Genomic DNA, 15554 nt, shown 5'->3' with positions numbered 1-15554 from the left:
GAGCGCACCCTGTGCGCGAAGCTCTTCGTCACGTGGCGAAAGAGCTTCGCGCACAGGGTGCGCTCCTACGGGATTTACCGAACGGACTACCCAGCCACGATGCGGTTGCGGCCCTGCTGCTTGGCCTGGTACAGCCGCTTGTCCACCGCATCGATGAACGGCCGCAGTTCGTCGTCGTGGCTGGGAATCACGGTGCCCACGCCGAGGCTGATCGTCAGTACGGGCCCGATCGGGGACGACTCGTGCGGGACTTGTTCGGCCAGGATCAGCTCGCGGCAGCGTTCGGCCAGCTTGCCGGCGGCGGCCTCGTTGGTTTCCGGCAGCACCAGCACGAACTCCTCGCCGCCGAAGCGGGCCAGCAGGTCACGCGCACGCGCGGCCGCCGAGCTCAGTACCCGTGCCACGTGCTCGAGGCAGGCATCGCCCTCCAGGTGGCCGTAGCAGTCGTTGTACTGCTTGAAATAGTCGATGTCGATCAGCAGCAGCGACAGCGGCTGCCGGTTGCGCCGCGCGTTGCTCCATTCGAGCTCGATGATCGCGTCGAAACGCCGCCGGTTGGCGACGCCGGTCAGGCCGTCGCGGAAGGAGAGCTCCTCCATCTCCTTCTGCAGGCTGACCAGCTGCTGCTCGGTGCGCTTGCGCTCGCTGATGTCGAACATGAAGCCGATCAGCGAATCGACCGTGCCGTCGTGCCGGCGCACCACGTGCACCACGTCGCGGATCCACACGTAGTGGCCGTCGCGGGTCAGCGCGCGATAGTCGGCCTCATGGTCCACCCCCGCCTGGGACTGCGCCACGCAGAAGTCCACCACCCACTCGCGGTCTTCAGGGTGCATGCGGCTGGCCCAGTCGCCCACGCTCTCCCAGCTCGAGGGTACCCAGCCCAGCAGCGCCTCGATCTGCGGCCCGATATAGGCGAACTGCTTGCTGGCCCAGTCAATCTTCCACGGGATCGCCCTGGTCGATTCCAGCAGCGTCTTGTAGACGGCGCTGTCGGATTCCACCCTGCTCTCGATATCCACCATCTCGCCGCCCCCGGAATGTTCCTGTCTGTGCCGCGCAGGCCACGGCGCTTGCAAAATATATATCAGGCCATCGACGCGCCAGGCCACGTCCGGCAAGCCGGCTCGGCGACGTCGATCGACCGGGCGACGGAAGGCCCGCCACGCGGAATCTCCCGCTGGCGCAGACAGCCGGCCCTTGCCGGGGAACAACGCGTGACGAGGATCCGCGCCTAGCGCCAGCCGGCGTCGCGCGCCGCGCGTTCCTGCCGCGCATCGAACACGTTGCCGTGCAGACGCGCGTCGACCGCGGCCTGCACCGCGGGCGGCAAGGCGCTCGCCGCCTGGCGCAGTTCGCCGCCTTCCGGCGGGGGCGCAGCACCGAGCACAGGCAGCGCCCAGCCCGCACTCTCGTGGCAGGCAAGGCCGGCTTGCGCCGGCGGGGAGCGCAGCACGAAGGTGCGGCAGATGCGCCCGTCGTTGCCGCGGAAACTCAGGCCGATCGCCACCGGGGCATCCGCGTCGGGTTCGCTCGCCAGCACCCGGTCCAATGCGCGGTTCAGGGCGCCCGCGGCGAACGGCTGGCCGCCCTGCATGCGCACCAGGTCGCCGCCGGGCAGCCACCACCACAAAGCCACGGCGAGCAGCGCTACCGAGGCGGCCAGCGCGGCTCCCGGCACGAACCAGCGGCGGGCCGTGCGGCGGCGGGGCGTGCCCGTGCCATGCCTGCCCGCCGGCATGACGAGCGGCGTGGCCGGTATCGCTGCCTGCATGGATCGCGGCTGCAACAAGGCGGACAGGCGTGCCGGCACCGGCTCGTCGAGCACCGGGTCGAACGCGGCGTGCAGTTGCGCGCGCACTGCGCGCGCCTGCCGCACGCGACGGGCCAGCACCTCGTCGTGCACCAGCGCGACGTCGATGCGCGCGGCGCTGGCCGCGTCGAGTTCGCCATCCACGTAAGCCTGCAAGGTGTCGTCGTCGATCGGGTTCATGCGTCTTTCCCAAGATGGGCCTGCAAGGTGGCGCGGGCGCGGGCCAGGCGGCTGGTGACGGTGCCCACCGGCACCTCCAGCAGTTCGGCGGCTTCGCCGTACGACATGCCCTCGACCAGCACCAGGGCCACCACTTCGCGATGGTCCGGCGGCAGCGCCGCCAGCGCCATCGCCAGTTCCAGCTGCTGCGCGGGCTGCGCGCTGGCGCGGTCGGCGGCCATCTCGCCGGCTTCCTCCGGCGCGAACAGGTGTTGCGACCTGCCGCGCGCACGCAACTCGTCCCGCCAGGCGTTGCGCGCGATCGCGAACACCCACTTGTCCAGCGCGGCATCCGGCCGCCACTGTGCGGCCCGGGCCAGTGCGCGCTCCAGCACGATCTGCACCAGGTCATCGGCGTCGGCCGCCTGCCCTGCCAATGCCCGCGCCAGGCGGCGCAGGCGCGGCAGCAGCGGGATCAGTCCTTCGCGCACGGCGTCGCTCGAATTCACGCATCACCTTCCATTACGTCTGGAGGGGAGGATTCCTTCCCTCGCGCGCATCGGCGCGGTTCGAGGGCGTAAAGCGGGCCTATGCTAGCATCCGGCCCCGCTGCTCCCGAGGCCCTGGCCATGCCCTTGCACTGCCTATCCGCCATGCTCGCCCCGCTGCTCGCCATCGCGCTCGCCGTGGCCGGTGCGGCGCCTGCGCAGGCGCAGGTGCTCGGCCCGGTGCAGAGCCTGCCCAACCTACAGATGCCCGGTGTCGTGCCCGCCTCGCCCTTGCGCAGCGTGGACGATCTGTTGCGCGGACCGCTGGCCCTCACCAGGAAGTTGCAGGTCGATACGCTGCTGCGCAAGGAGCCGCGGCGCGTCGACGTCGATCCCCGCGGTGCACCGATCCTGCGCGGCGAATTTCTCGCCATGGGCCTGTCGGATGCGCAACGCGATGCGCTGCAGGTGCTGGGTTTCGGGGTGGATCGCGAGACGCCGGCAGACGCGACGCTGGGGCTGGACTTCGTGGTGCTGCACGACACCCGCGGTCGCAGCACGGCTAGCGCCATGCGCGCCCTGCAGCGAGCCGCGCCGGATGCGGCCTTCACCTACCAGCACCTCTACCTGCCAGCGGGTACGGGCGAGGCGGCCCCTGCGACGACCACGGCGGTCCCGTCGTCCACTCCACCGGTGCAACGCGTGGGGCTGATCGATGGCGGCGTCGATCCGGCCGATCCCGCGCTGGCGCATGCGCACATCGAGCGGCATGGCTGTAGCACGGCCAATCCGTCGCGACACGGCACCACGGTTGCCGCGCGCCTCGTCGACGGCGATCCAGACACGCTGTATGCCGCCGACCTATGGTGCGGCGATGCGGTCGGCGGCGCCACCTCGAACCTCGTGGACGCGCTGGCATGGATGGCGCGCGAGCGCGTGGCGGTGATCAACATCAGCTTGGTCGGCCCCGACAACCCGGTGCTCGCGCGCGCGGTGCAGGCGATGATCGCGCGCGGCCACGTGCTGGTCAGCGCGGTCGGCAACGACGGACCCGCAGCGCCGCCGCTGTTCCCGGCGGCGTACCCGGGCGTGATCGGCGTCAGCGGCGTCGACGCGCACGACCGCGTGCTGCCCGAGTCCGGCAGCGGCGACCAGGTGGATTTCTGCGCGTCCGGCGTGGTCGGCAGCGGCCGCGACGCGCTGCGCGGCACCTCGTTCGCGGCGCCGATCGTGGCGCGGAAGGCTGCCCGGCTGCTGGACGCTCCCCGCGAGGGCGCCGCGGCGCAGGTGCAGCGGCAACTGATCGACGAGGCCCGCCACCTCGGTGCCCCGGGCCACGACCCGCGCTACGGCTACGGCCTGCTGTCGCCCTGAATCTGAACACCGCCCAACCGCAGCCTGCCGGGATGGAAGGATCGTCCCGGCGCCGGCGTACAGGACCTCGGAAGCCGCGGATCGGCCGCAGGCAGGAGGTCCCCACATGCGCAACACGACCCTCAACAACAAGACCCTCAACACCACCCTGCTCGCCGGCGCGCTTGCCCTGGCCACGATGGTCCCGGTGCATGCCCAGGTGCTGGGCGGCGGCTCGCTCGCCGGCGGCATCGCCGGCCGCGTGGGCGGCCCCATCAATGCCACGATGGGCCAGGTGGGTGGCCGCATCGACGGCTCCGCGCACGGCATGGGCAACATCGACACCCCCGACATCAACCAGCGGGCGGCCGAGCGACGCGCGGAACGCCTGCGCCAGCGTGCCGCCGCAACCGCCGCCTCGGCCACGGGCACCGCCGCACAAGCCGCCCGCCAGGCGAACGGTCAGGCGGTCGCCGGTGCCGCCGCCGGCCTCAGCGGTGCGGCCGCCGCCAACGCTGGCAGCGGCAACCATGCCGCGCTGGATGGCGCGACGGAACTGGGCTCGTCCGCGACCGGCGCCGTCGATACCGCCGGCCCGCGCGACGCCGTGGCCGGTGCCGCCGGCCAAGCGGCCAGCCAGACGCGTTCAGCCGCCTCGGCGGCCGAACGCGGAACCCGCACCGCGCTGGACCGCGTGCAGAACGCACCCGCGAACGCCGAGGCATCGGCCAGCGCCGGCCTGAGCACGGCCGAGCAAGCGATCGCCAACGGCACGCAATCGACCCACGCCACCGGCGCAGACGCGGCAGGCAACGCATCGCAGGTAAGCTCAGTCGGCGCGAACGCCGCGAGCCAGCCGTCGGGTGAGGCGACGACCACGCAGCCGCGCCTGCTGCCGCGGACGTCCGGCGCCGTGCGCAACGCCGGGGACAAATCGGTCGACGTGTCCGGCTCGGGCGCAGCCCACGGCAACACGGATGCGAACGCCGGCCCGGCCGCGGGCACCAGCGGTTCGGCCAACGCCAGCGGCCACGCCGGCGCGCACGGCTCAGCCCGCAGCGGCATCTCCACCTCGGCGCAGGCCGACGGCAGCGCCGACGCCAGCGCGAATGCGCAGTAGCACTAAGCCAGCAGCACCGTAGAAACCAGGAGCCCCCGCTTGCGGGGGCTCTTTCGTCAAGCACAGGGCGGAAAGCTGAGCGCTTAGGTCAGTAGCTCCAATGCTCGTTGCGTACCGGCAAGCGATTGAGCATGTCGCGGCAGTCGCGCCAGTGGGGCATCAGCTTGTTCATCCATGCCACGAACTGGTCGTTGTGGGTTGGCTCGCGCAAGTGCACCAATTCGTGCACCACGATGTATTCGAGACACTCAGGCGGCTTCTTGGCCAGTTCGGTGTTGAGGCGGATATTCCGCGCCTTCGGGTTGCAGCTCCCCCATTTCGTTTTCATATGCTGCACATAGAAGCGCTCAGTCCGTACACCGACGATCGGCTCCCACTTCGCCAGCAACCCCGGTACTACGAGCTTCAAATTGCCGCGGTACCAGTCAGCCAGCAGCACCTCACGTTTCTTAACGTCTGTACCGGGGCGAACCTGCAACCGCAGATGCCTGTGCATCAGCCGGACCGAAGGACGCGCCTCCACTTCGACGATCTGCAACAGGTAACGCCGTCCCCAGACATAGTGGCTTTCGCGCTCCAGATATTCGCGCGGCGTTTCCCGTTCCTGCGCAAGCAGCTTTTTCTGCTGCTGCCTGATCCAGGCCAGCTTGTTGATCGCAAACAGCCGGATCGCATCCAGCTCCATCCACTCGGGCGCGGCAATGCGTACCTTGCCGGTCGGCGGGTACACACCGAGATGGATGTTCTTGATGTTCTTCCGAACCACATCCACATGGATGCTGCCCAGATCGAGCCGGGTGATCATCAGTATTCCGACTGCAGTTTTATGATGTCGAACAGGCGTGCCGCTTCGGTCACGTCGTTGCCCAGCAGAGGCAGCAAGGCCTCACGCTTGATGTGATTCTCCTTGGCAGCATTTCCACGCCAGTCCGCATGCCGCTCGCGTCTGACCGCCTCGTCGATGTCGACCGCCAGCTTCAGCTTGGGATCGGGCATGGGCAACGGGCCAGCCTCATCCTGGAGATTCATCGCTGCAGTCGGAGCCGGGGCCGGCGGCACCCTGAGGTTGTCGTAGATCGCCCGCAATCCCACGCTGCGTTTCAACGCTTCCGGAATGTCGTCAGCGTGGCCTGTCTGCACCTTGCCCACCAGGTCGGCGATCTTCTTCAGGTACTCCTCGTACTTGTCCGCTTGTTCCTTGCGGAACTTGATCACCTCGTCCAGCAGCGCCGACATCTTGGCGTAGTACGCCGGATTGTTCAGATGCTCCTGGATGATCTTGCTGCGCACATTGTTTTCGATGGTTTCGGCTATCGCGTCCTTGCTGCCCTTGATGCCCTCGGGCAACGTGCTGACCGCCTCGGCCATCCCGCTCCTGGCGATCAGATCCAGCAGCCCGAGATCGTCGAACGGAGAAATCTTCCGCGGTGCCTTCGCCTCGATATAGGTGTCGATGAGGTGGCGCATGTCCGCCTCGTACGGTTTCAGGTCGAGCGTCTCGCCGCTGGCCCGGCGAATGACTTCGCGAAGATCGGTGAAGCGCTTGACCTCGCCCTTGATGCGCTTGATGTCGCCTCCGTCGTAACCCGCCCCGGACAGGTCGTCAGCGAGATTTCCATACGCACGCAGCAACGCCACGGCGGCCTTGTATAGCGCCACCCGACGTGGCTCCCGCTCTTTCAGATCGGCAGGTATTTCCGTATTGCCACAGAAATAACGGATATGGTCCAGATCGTCTTTCGGTGGCTCGACCGGCTCGCACAACAGCACCAGTGACTCAAGCGCGCTATCCAGCCGCTCACGGCCTTTCTCCAGGCGATCCTGCATCAGCACGTCCGGATCGACACCGCCCGCACTGTGGTCCAGTTCGGACGAATACACCTGCAGCGCACCGGTGCCCTGTTCGTTCACCAGCTTCTTGAACAGGTCCTTGTAGTCGACGATGTAGCCAAAGTCCTTGTCGTCGCCATCGAGCCGGTTGGTGCGGCAGATCGCCTGGAACAGCCCGTGATCCTGCATCGACTTGTCGATGTAGAGATACGTGCATGGCGGCGCATCGAAGCCGGTCAGCAGCTTGTCCACCACGATCAGCAGCCGCATGTTGGACGGCTGTTCGACGAACAGCTTCTTGGCGCGATCCTCGTAGGTTTCCGTCTTGCTCTTGCCCGACTGCGCTTCCACGTCTTTCAGCAGATCGGTATAGGTCTTGTAGATGACCTGCTTGTCGGTGTCGTTGTTGGCGCCGGTTTCCTCCAGCGTCACGTCCTTCGCCTGCGGGTTGTACGACGTCACCACGGCGCAGCGACCCTTGAGCGGCGTCTGCTGGAACAGGTTGAAGTAATTGCAGGCGTCCAGAATACTGCGCGCCACCAGGATGGCATTGCCCCGTTCGCTGGACAGCCGTGGCTTCACGCTGAAATCGAACACCATGTCCTCGACCACCCGCTCCATGCGGGAGCGGGAGCTGAGCACGCGCTGCAAGGTGCCCCAGGTTTTCTTCAACTCGTCCTTCTGCCAGTCGTTCAGGCCCTTGGTCTTGGCCTCGAACCATTGGTCGATCTTTTCGGGGGAACCCAGCTTCTGGTCGATATCGCGAGCCTCGTAGACCAGATCCAGTACCACCTCATCCTGCACCGCCTCGCTGAACTTGTAGGTGTGGATATAGCCGCCAAACACTTCCAGACTGGTCTGCTTGTCCTTCTTCAGCAGCGGCGTGCCGGTGAAGCCGACGAATACCGCGTTCGGCATCATCGCCGTCATCACCTTGTGCAGCTTGCCGCTCTGCGTGCGATGGCACTCGTCCACGAACACGAACACTTCGCCCACGGTCGCGCTGGGTTGGCCTTGCAGGTCGGCGATGAACTGGTCGAAATCGTCCACGTCGCGTCGGCCGAACTTGTGCACCAGCGAACACAGCAGGCGCGGTGCGGCCTGGCTCAGCTGGTGCATCAGGTCGCGCCCGCTGCTGGTGCGATAGATCGTCTCGCCCGCATCGTGGAACACCCGCTCAATCTGCTTATCCAGCTCGTCGCGGTCGGTGATCACCACCACGCGGGCATGCGGGTTGTCCTGCAGCAGCCACTTGGCCAGCAGCACCATCACGATGCTCTTGCCGCTGCCCTGGGTATGCCAGATGATGCCGCCCTTGCGTTGGTGAGCGTGCTGCTGCGCGGCCTTGATGCCGAAATACTGGTGCACCCGCGGCACCTTCTTGATGCCGCCGTCAAACAGCACGAAATCGTGGATCAGCTCGATCAGCCGATCCTTGCGGCACATCTTCAGTAGGTACTTGTCCAGCTTGTAGCGGCTGTCGTCGGTCTCGTCCTCCTTCCACTTCAGGAAGAACTTCTCCGGCGTATTGATGGTGCCGTACTGCAAACCTTCCGAATCGTTGCCGGCAAACACGAATTGCACCGTGCTGAAAAACCACTCGTTGAACGCCGGCTGCTGGTTGGAAAGCAATTGGCGGATGCCGTCGCCAATACTGACCCGGCTGTTCTTCAACTCGATCACTGCGACGGCGAGGCCATTGACGTACAGCACCAGATCCGGCCGTCGCTCAAAGCCGCCCTTGAGCGTGACCTCCTTGGCGATGGCGAAATCATTGGCTTCGGGATCGGCCCAGTCGATCAGGTGCACCGTCTCATGGTTGCGTCCCACCTGCGTCTGTACCGGTATGCCATAACGAAGCAATTGATAGACGGCCTGATTGTTCTCGTACAGGGTGCGGCTGGGGTTGTCCGCTTCGGTGTGCAACTTGTGCAGCGCCACGCCGATTTGTACTGGGGAGCAGCCGCGCCGGGTCAGCCAGTCGCTCAGTAGGCCGTCCTCGATCTGGCGATTGTTGTCGCGGTCACTCCAGTCGCCGAGCCTGTGATACTTCAACTCGTCCTGGAACAGCGCCATCACGCGATTCTGGGTGACCCGTTCCGGCTTGCTGATGTCATTCATTCCCTGCCCCCGTACTCAAGCTGGATTCCACGCCGCCAGCCTTCCGTTTTCGTGCCAATTAGCACGACGCTACCCGGTATAATGGGCACCATGAAACCTGCCAAGCCTACCGCCCTCGCCAAACCGCGAGGCGCTGCCAAAGCGCCGAGCCAGAAGGCGATCACCCGTGCGGTGACCAGCTCCACGGCCATCGAGACGGGCAAGAGCATCCGCCAGCTAGAACGCACGCTGCGCAACAGCAAGACAGGCAAGTTCTTCGACATCAAACTGGCCCGCTGAAAACCTGGCTCAATCGGTGCGCGCCAAAGCCACCAGTTGCCGCATCGCCGAGTAGTCGCCAGCCATGCCGGCGTGGATTGCCTTGAAATACCCGTCCTTGTCCGCGTCCCACGCACTGTAATCCAGCGGTCCGTTACCTGCCTGCACCGACATGACGTCCGCCAGTAGCCGCGACAGCCGTCCGTTCCCCTCACGAAACGGATGGATCAGGATGAATTCCACATGGGTCACAGCGATCGCTTCGAGCAGCGCGTCATCGCTGAAGTCGTGGCAAGGGGTGAAGCGCGCGAGGCAGTCGCGTTCGAATACGCTCAACAGGCGCGGGATCTGTGCTGCTGCCGCGAACTGGAAATCACCCTTGCCCATGTTCACGGAACGCTCCTGGCCGGCCCAACCGTAGACGTTGCCCAACCAGCGCCGGTGCCAGGTTTTCAGGTCCACCACGCGCAAGCCTCGATCCGGCAAATCCTCGACCAGCACCGCCCGATAGAGCTGTTCAAGCAGCAGCAGCTCGACGGCATCCATTTCTTCGCTGTCGGTGATACCGAGCTTGTTGCGCAGCACTTGGTCGCCGGAACCCGGCTCATAGGCGCCTTGCGCTTCCCCTGCATCGTAGCGGTTGCTCACGCAGGCGCATCCTCCACCACCACCTCGGTCATCACGTACTGCTGAAACTCGCCCACGTCGGTGAAACAACGAAACCCCGCCTGGCTGGCGATCGCGATCGTTCCCGCGCTCTCGTTCAGCAGTACCGCTACGGGCTGGCTGAGCTCCTCTTGCAAGCCGCTGGGCCAGACCAGATCGAAAACCGCCTTCTGCTCACCGGTGTCAGGGTCGGAGAAATCAAACGCCAGCTCGCCACGCGGCAAGCCCTGCTGCTCCACCCAGTCGTTCAGTGCTTCAAGCTGCTGCTCTTCCCCTTCGTCCGCGATGCCACCGCTGACCGCTGCGGCGGCAGGGGCCGCCAGCGGCCGACCGGCCATCCAGCGCGTATCCCCATGCAGCAACTCGGTCATGCACTGGTTGACCGCATCGGCGAGCAGCGCCCTGCGTGCATCGAGAAAGGCCGGGTAGTTCTCGATCTTCCACAGCAACGGATCCATCGGAATCCACTGCGAGGCCAGCGCGCCGGGGTGCGCCTGCTCGATCTGCGGGAAGTACTCCTCCGGCAGCCGATCGCTGATATTGAGGTTGGTGTCCTTGGTCAGAAAACAGAAGTTGGCCAGCGCGTTCACGTCCACGCGCATGAATTTCTTCTTGTAGAGCTGCGCCTTGGGGAAGATGTGGTGCACCTCCAGCTTGCTCATCTTGCCGAGCAGGCTGGATTTCAGCGCCAGGCCGGTGCCCCAGTCGCGGGCGTGGCTCATCCGGGTCAGCAGGTACAGCACGGGATAGAAGCGCGCGCCGAGGCTGGAGCCGGTGAAGTTGCCCGGCTCCACGCTGAGCCCGCCGTGCCACAGGCGCAGTTGCTCCAGCAGTTTGTCCAAGCCGCCATCGGCGCCTTCCAGCGCGCCGAGGTCCTGGTCGATGAACGACTCGGTGGAACCGGAGAAGCGCCCCCACATGCCGGCCTGGGCAAACCAGAACAGCAGCTTGTCGCGTTCCTTCTCGTTGATCTGGCCCGGGCGCTGATCCAGATAGCGCACGATCACCGGCACGCCGAAGCGGCCGAAGAACACTCGGTCGTGATCCAGTCCGAGCCGGCCACCGATCAGGTTCAGGCTGGTGTCGATGTATTTGGTGGCCCGCTTCAGGCCGTTCCGGACTTCGTCGGCGGTCTTGCCATCCAGAAACTGGAACTTCGCCTCGCCGGTCAACACCGTGTTTACCGAGCGCAGCAACCAGTCCAGGTTGAAGTGGTAGCCCGCCCCATCCCACTCGGCCAACTTGGCCTTCATCATGTCGCGCGCTTCGGGCCAGTCGGCGCAGATCTTGGCCAGCGCGAGATCACCCTTGGAGAGCTTGGTGCCGCCGCTGTTGACGCGGTTGAAGATGTCGACCACCACATCCAGCGTCTTGTCCGCGCCAGTCACTTCCTCCACATGCAGGTCGATGTCGGCCACACTCAGCAAACGACCGAGGCGTGCCACGTACTCGCCAATCTTCGGCGCCAGCTCCGGCTGCGTGCCGAGCCGGGTCACGAACTCGCCCAGCCCCGTCGTGCCCTTCTTCATCAATTCGGTCACGTCGACCCACAGCGGATCGTCACGCATCTTCACCGGCTGATAAAACGCAAACGTCTGCTCGTCCAGATGAAAGCGCAGCCCGGCGAACACCTGCTTGTTGCCATCGAAAAACCGCGGCGGCTTGCCGCGCATCACGCCATACAGCGAGGTCATCCGCTGCTGGCCATCCAGCAGCAACTTCACCACGCCCGCCGCCAGCTGGCCGTCGCCGCGATGGGACGCCGCATTCGACTCGGTCACCCATACCAGCAACCCGCCCACCGGATGGCGGCGATACAGCGAATCAAACAGGCCGCGTATCTGGTCACGGTTCCACACGTAGCCGCGCTGGAACTCCGGCAGCGCCATGTGCCCGCTGTCGATGTGATCGAGGATGGTGGAAATTCTCATACGAGGCGAATCCTTCCGGTGAGCAGCTCCTGCATCATGCCCTGCTTGAGCTGACGGGTCTTGGCGAGGCGGGTTTCCAGTTCGACGAGTTCGGTGTCCATGTCGGTGAGAATGGTAGCGATGGCGGTTTGCTCTTCCACGCAAGGCAGAGCGATCTCAATCGAAAGCAACGCGGGCTTGGAAATATTCTTCATGCTTCCGCTGGTTCCCGTCGCGCTCGCCTTGATTCGTCGGCTGTAGTCACTGCTACTGAGCACATATCCGAGCCATGTAACGTCAATGTCCAACTCGGGACGAAACCGAGCCATCCACACTCGATCTGGAAGAAATAGCATCGGATAATCTGCATCTACATAAGCCACTTCACCAACGAGATCAGGTGTATTCATCCGACTTATTAGAATCGTGTTTCGGACGACACCGACTCGAGTGCGCTGCCAGTCTCGGTGCGCGATTACCTTACATTGCGAAGATATGAACCTCCCACCAGAAATAGCCGAAGTTTTGAGAACACAAGGAACTTCTTGACTGGGCTCATCTTTCGTTGAGTTGACGCTTACCCCTGCTTCCAAGTCGTCGACCACGTCACCCAGCACTCGATCGTCCCACGCCTTTTCGAACCCCGGCAGGCGCTGCTTGCCGGTCAGCAAGGCCTGCATGGTGCCTTGCTTGATCTGGCGCTTCTTGGCGATGAGCTGTTCCAGCGATTCGATCAGCGCATCCGCATCGCCCAAGGCCTCGGCGATAGCTTCCTGCTCGGTTTCGGTCGGTGGTAATGCAGCAACAAAGGACTTCAAACTTGCGTTGGTGATCTGATTGATCGTGGCGCCGAGATGCTCGTGAATCTGTCTTTGGATCAATGGCGAGCCGAACTGCTGAAATATGAACTTGCTAGCGTCCGTGCGAAAGATCGCCATGAACGCGCCAAATGTCATTCCTAGCGCCTGCTCATCTACAAGTGCGCACTTCCCGATCAGATTCCGACTTCCATTCCTTACACAGATCAGAATGTCTCCCAATCTGACCATGATCCGCTTAGGAACTTCGCAAGTCACAAATACATTGTCGTCAAAGCGCAGGACACCATTCTGCACATTGGAAGACCTCAGAACGAGGACACCATCCTGAGCAACGTCGCTTGGGCGGTAAGTCAGCCCTATCAGCGGCTCACCGATCTCTGCAAGCCGCACAGCCGCCCAGTCTTCGGGAATCAATCCTATCTCTGTACGCTTGTATCCGGCAGGCACAGAGCTATCCCACATGCTTGAAGACTTAAGGTAACGCGCTTTGGCTTCCCTCACCTCCATGCGAAGCCCATCCTTTCCAGGTGTGCGTCGACCTTCGCCTGCAACTCAGCCACCCGATCCACCAGCAGCGGCAATCGCGCCTCGTAGCGCTCGGCCAATTCGCGCACGCGCCGCGTCAGCCCCTGACTAATCCGATCCATCTCGCCATGAATGGCCGCGTCCAGCGCGCCCAGCCATTTGTCGTCCACCGCCAAGGTCTTGATCTCTGTCTCTGAAAGCTGTGGATACTTTGCATAAGCCGCCGCATCCAACGCCACCTCAGCCTCCTTAAGCTGCTTCTTCAACGCCGACTTCTCGCGATCCAGCTTCTGCCACCGCTTGAGCACGGCGATCTCGTCGCGCGCCTCGCGATCGCCATCGATCTCATCCAGCCGCTCCTTCACGGCCGCCTTGTTGATCTTGTCGAAGCCAGAGAACACTGCGTCCTCGCCACTGTGTTCCTCTTCCAGCTCGGTCAGTTGCGCCTCGGTGGCTTCGGCCTCGGCGGTCAACTGGTCGATGGCGGCCTGCTCAGCGACGAAGTAGCGCGTCACGATCAGCGACTTCGGCAGCAGGTCGCAGGCCCAGCCCTTGTCCACTTCCTTAGTGACCTTGCCGTCCTTGTTCTTCTTCTGCTCGATCACGCGATAGGTGCTGGCCTTCCAGCCGTCCGCGGCGATCAGGTACAGATCGTCCTGCATCGTCTCGGCCCAGTAATCCATCAGGTGCTGGTAGACGTCGTAGCCATTGATCAGCGGCTGGCCGGCGTAATGCGCCAGCAGTTTTTCCGACAAGTCGGCGATGACGTCCTTGGGATGGCAGCCCGCATCGAGTGATTTGAGCGCAGCGGCACTTTTCTTGCGCCAGCGGTCGAAATGGGTGCTCATGCCGTCGATGAAGGCGGCGAACTGCGGGTGTTCGTAGATAGTCAACTTGATCGCAGCCTTGTCCACGGCGAGATCCACGTAGCCTGGACGATTGGGTTTGAACAGCGTCTTGCGCAGGTCTGGACAGACCTCCCAGTAACGCTGCAGCGCATCGACATCGGCGAGCGGGATGCCACCCTTGAGATGGCCTTCGATATCCTGCCGGTCCTCGGCCTGCTGGCTGTCGATGTAGCGCGGCAGGTTGAGGTTGTAGTCGTTCTTCTCGATCTCGGCGAACGGCACCATGCGCGAATACTTCGGGATATCCAGTCGCCGCGTGAACACGTCGACGATCTGGTGCACGTCGCGCGAGCGCAGGCGGTTTTTCGGGCCGTCCTTCATGAAGCCGCCGCTGGCGTCGATCATGAAGATGCCTTTGCGCGCATGCGCGTCGTGCTTGTCGACGAACACGATGCAGGCGGGAATGCCGGTGCCGTAGAACAGGTTGGCCGGCAGGCCGATGATGCCGGCGATGTAGCCCTTGCGCACCAGGTTGCGGCGGATCTCGGCCTCGGCGTTGCCACGAAACAGCACGCCGTGCGGCAGGATGCACGCGCCCTTGCCGGTGCTCTTGAGCGAACGCACGATGTGCAGCAGGTAGGCATAGTCGCCCTGCTTGGCCGGTGGCGTGCCGAATGACGCAAAGCGCTCGAATGGGTCATTGAGCGCATCGAGGCCGGTGCTCCAGCGCTTGTCGGAGAACGGCGGATTGGCGACCACGTAATCGAACGTGCGCAACGCGCCCTTGTCCATGAATTTCGGGTCGGTCAGCGTGTTGCCCTGCACGATCTGCGCCTCGGCGTTGTCGTGCAGGATCATGTTCATGCGCGCCAGGCCGGCCGTGGTGGCGTCTTTTTCCTGGCCGTAGATGGTCAGCTTGGTACGCGCTTCATCAGCCACCTTCAGCAGCAGCGATCCCGAGCCGCATGTCGGGTCATACACGGTGGTGGCGTTGCTGGTTTTCGTATCGCGGATGCCGAGCACCTGCGCCATGATCCGGCTGACTTCGGCCGGGGTATAGAACTGACCCTTGCTCTTGCCACTCTCTGTGGCGAAGTGGCGCATCAGGTATTCGTAGGCGTCGCCGAGGATGTCGTCACCCTCGGCACGGTTCTTGGAGAAATCCAGCGCCTTGTTCTCGAAGATGCTGATCAGGTCGGTGAGCTTGTCGACCATCTCCTTGCCGCTGCCGAGCTTGCCGGCATCGTTGAAGTCCGGCATCTCGGACAGCTTATTGGCTGCCTTCAGCGGGGCGATGATCTTCTTGTTGATCTGGTCGCCGATGTCGCTCTTGCCCTTGAGCGCGATCATGTCCTTGAAGCTGGCACCCTTGGGCACGGTGATCGCCGCAAACGGCACGCCGGCGTACTTGTCGCTGACGTACTTGATGAACAGCAGCACCAGCACGTAATCCTTGTACTGGCTGGCATCCATGCCACCGCGCAAAGCGTCGCAGCTGGCCCAGAGAGAGGAATAGAGCTCGGATTTCTTGATTGCCATCTTGGTCCAATGAAATGCAAATCACGCAACATCCCGGCAATCACAAAACGGCGACTACCGTGCGCCGCCATGAGGCGACGCAGAAGAACTCCAAGTCTGTACT

The 15554-nt window shown here is 64.0% G+C and carries 12 protein-coding genes; 3 read left to right on the top strand and 9 right to left on the bottom strand.

What is annotated here, in order from left to right; translation table 11 throughout:
* Positions 1-86: 86 nt before the first annotated feature.
* The 3 genes from RHOFW104R8_RS05060 to RHOFW104R8_RS05050 form a co-directional block, all read right to left on the bottom strand.
* Positions 87-1025, bottom strand: a complete 939-nt coding sequence (locus RHOFW104R8_RS05060; RefSeq protein ID WP_068091488.1) for a sensor domain-containing diguanylate cyclase — start codon at positions 1023-1025, stop codon at positions 87-89.
* 209 nt (positions 1026-1234) lie between these two features.
* Positions 1235-1993 (bottom strand): hypothetical protein, encoded by a 759-nt coding sequence (locus RHOFW104R8_RS05055; RefSeq protein WP_068091491.1) that lies wholly within the window; start codon positions 1991-1993, stop codon positions 1235-1237.
* Positions 1990-2481, bottom strand: coding sequence for an RNA polymerase sigma factor (locus RHOFW104R8_RS05050; RefSeq protein ID WP_068091494.1), 492 nt, complete (start codon positions 2479-2481; stop codon positions 1990-1992). Before RHOFW104R8_RS05050 ends, RHOFW104R8_RS05055 begins: the two co-directional genes overlap by 4 nt.
* Positions 2482-2625: 144 nt before the next feature.
* Here RHOFW104R8_RS05050 and RHOFW104R8_RS05045 point away from each other — a divergent pair, with 144 nt between their 5' ends.
* A complete protein-coding gene (locus RHOFW104R8_RS05045; RefSeq protein ID WP_235604319.1) occupies positions 2626-3834 on the top strand; it encodes a S8 family serine peptidase in 1209 nt (402 codons plus the stop codon).
* 106 nt (positions 3835-3940) lie between these two features.
* Positions 3941-4933: a hypothetical protein gene (locus RHOFW104R8_RS05040; RefSeq protein ID WP_068091497.1), complete on the top strand. Its 993-nt coding sequence runs from the start codon at positions 3941-3943 to the stop codon at positions 4931-4933.
* A gap of 88 nt (positions 4934-5021) precedes the next feature.
* On the opposite strand, the gene RHOFW104R8_RS05035 is transcribed toward RHOFW104R8_RS05040, so the two are convergent.
* Both RHOFW104R8_RS05035 and RHOFW104R8_RS05030 read right to left on the bottom strand, forming a co-directional pair.
* A complete protein-coding gene (locus RHOFW104R8_RS05035; protein WP_068091500.1) occupies positions 5022-5738 on the bottom strand; it encodes a M48 family metallopeptidase in 717 nt (238 codons plus the stop codon).
* On the bottom strand, positions 5738-8884 hold the full coding sequence (locus tag RHOFW104R8_RS05030) for a type I restriction endonuclease subunit R (RefSeq protein WP_068091503.1): 3147 nt from the start codon (positions 8882-8884) through the stop codon (positions 5738-5740). Before RHOFW104R8_RS05030 ends, RHOFW104R8_RS05035 begins: the two co-directional genes overlap by 1 nt.
* Before the next feature lie 90 nt (positions 8885-8974).
* On the opposite strand from RHOFW104R8_RS05030, the gene RHOFW104R8_RS05025 reads away from it, so the two are divergent.
* Positions 8975-9163, top strand: a complete 189-nt coding sequence (locus tag RHOFW104R8_RS05025) for a hypothetical protein (RefSeq protein WP_153021657.1) — start codon at positions 8975-8977, stop codon at positions 9161-9163.
* A 9-nt stretch (positions 9164-9172) separates the two neighbouring features.
* On the opposite strand, the gene RHOFW104R8_RS05020 is transcribed toward RHOFW104R8_RS05025, so the two are convergent.
* Genes RHOFW104R8_RS05020 through RHOFW104R8_RS05005 form a run of 4 tightly spaced genes read right to left on the bottom strand, consistent with a single transcriptional unit; the run spans position 9173 to position 15451 of the window.
* Positions 9173-9790 (bottom strand): Fic family protein, encoded by a 618-nt coding sequence (locus tag RHOFW104R8_RS05020; RefSeq protein ID WP_068091512.1) that lies wholly within the window; start codon positions 9788-9790, stop codon positions 9173-9175.
* On the bottom strand, positions 9787-11739 hold the full coding sequence (locus RHOFW104R8_RS05015; protein WP_068091515.1) for a DUF262 domain-containing protein: 1953 nt from the start codon (positions 11737-11739) through the stop codon (positions 9787-9789). Before RHOFW104R8_RS05015 ends, RHOFW104R8_RS05020 begins: the two co-directional genes overlap by 4 nt.
* A complete protein-coding gene (locus RHOFW104R8_RS17565; RefSeq protein ID WP_082823537.1) occupies positions 11736-13046 on the bottom strand; it encodes a restriction endonuclease subunit S in 1311 nt (436 codons plus the stop codon). Before RHOFW104R8_RS17565 ends, RHOFW104R8_RS05015 begins: the two co-directional genes overlap by 4 nt.
* Positions 13037-15451, bottom strand: a complete 2415-nt coding sequence (locus tag RHOFW104R8_RS05005) for a type I restriction-modification system subunit M (RefSeq protein WP_068091521.1) — start codon at positions 15449-15451, stop codon at positions 13037-13039. Before RHOFW104R8_RS05005 ends, RHOFW104R8_RS17565 begins: the two co-directional genes overlap by 10 nt.
* Between the last annotated feature and the right edge of the window lie 103 nt (positions 15452-15554).

Source organism: Rhodanobacter sp. FW104-R8 (assembly GCF_001617365.1).
Taxonomy (GTDB): domain Bacteria; phylum Pseudomonadota; class Gammaproteobacteria; order Xanthomonadales; family Rhodanobacteraceae; genus Rhodanobacter.
Note: the sequence above shows the minus strand (reverse complement) of the source record. Positions and strands in the feature narration are given on the sequence as shown.

Coding starts and splice junctions, on each gene's coding strand:
- RHOFW104R8_RS05060 (WP_068091488.1), bottom strand. CDS start 1,025: ATGGTGGATATCGAGAGCAGGGTGGAATCCGACAGCGCCGTCTACAAG.
- RHOFW104R8_RS05055 (WP_068091491.1), bottom strand. CDS start 1,993: ATGAACCCGATCGACGACGACACCTTGCAGGCTTACGTGGATGGCGAA.
- RHOFW104R8_RS05045 (WP_235604319.1), top strand. CDS start 2,626: ATGCTCGCCCCGCTGCTCGCCATCGCGCTCGCCGTGGCCGGTGCGGCG.
- RHOFW104R8_RS05040 (WP_068091497.1), top strand. CDS start 3,941: ATGCGCAACACGACCCTCAACAACAAGACCCTCAACACCACCCTGCTC.
- RHOFW104R8_RS05035 (WP_068091500.1), bottom strand. CDS start 5,738: ATGATCACCCGGCTCGATCTGGGCAGCATCCATGTGGATGTGGTTCGG.
- RHOFW104R8_RS05030 (WP_068091503.1), bottom strand. CDS start 8,884: ATGAATGACATCAGCAAGCCGGAACGGGTCACCCAGAATCGCGTGATG.
- RHOFW104R8_RS05025 (WP_153021657.1), top strand. CDS start 8,975: ATGAAACCTGCCAAGCCTACCGCCCTCGCCAAACCGCGAGGCGCTGCC.
- RHOFW104R8_RS05015 (WP_068091515.1), bottom strand. CDS start 11,739: ATGAGAATTTCCACCATCCTCGATCACATCGACAGCGGGCACATGGCG.
- RHOFW104R8_RS17565 (WP_082823537.1), bottom strand. CDS start 13,046: ATGGAGGTGAGGGAAGCCAAAGCGCGTTACCTTAAGTCTTCAAGCATG.
- RHOFW104R8_RS05005 (WP_068091521.1), bottom strand. CDS start 15,451: ATGGCAATCAAGAAATCCGAGCTCTATTCCTCTCTCTGGGCCAGCTGC.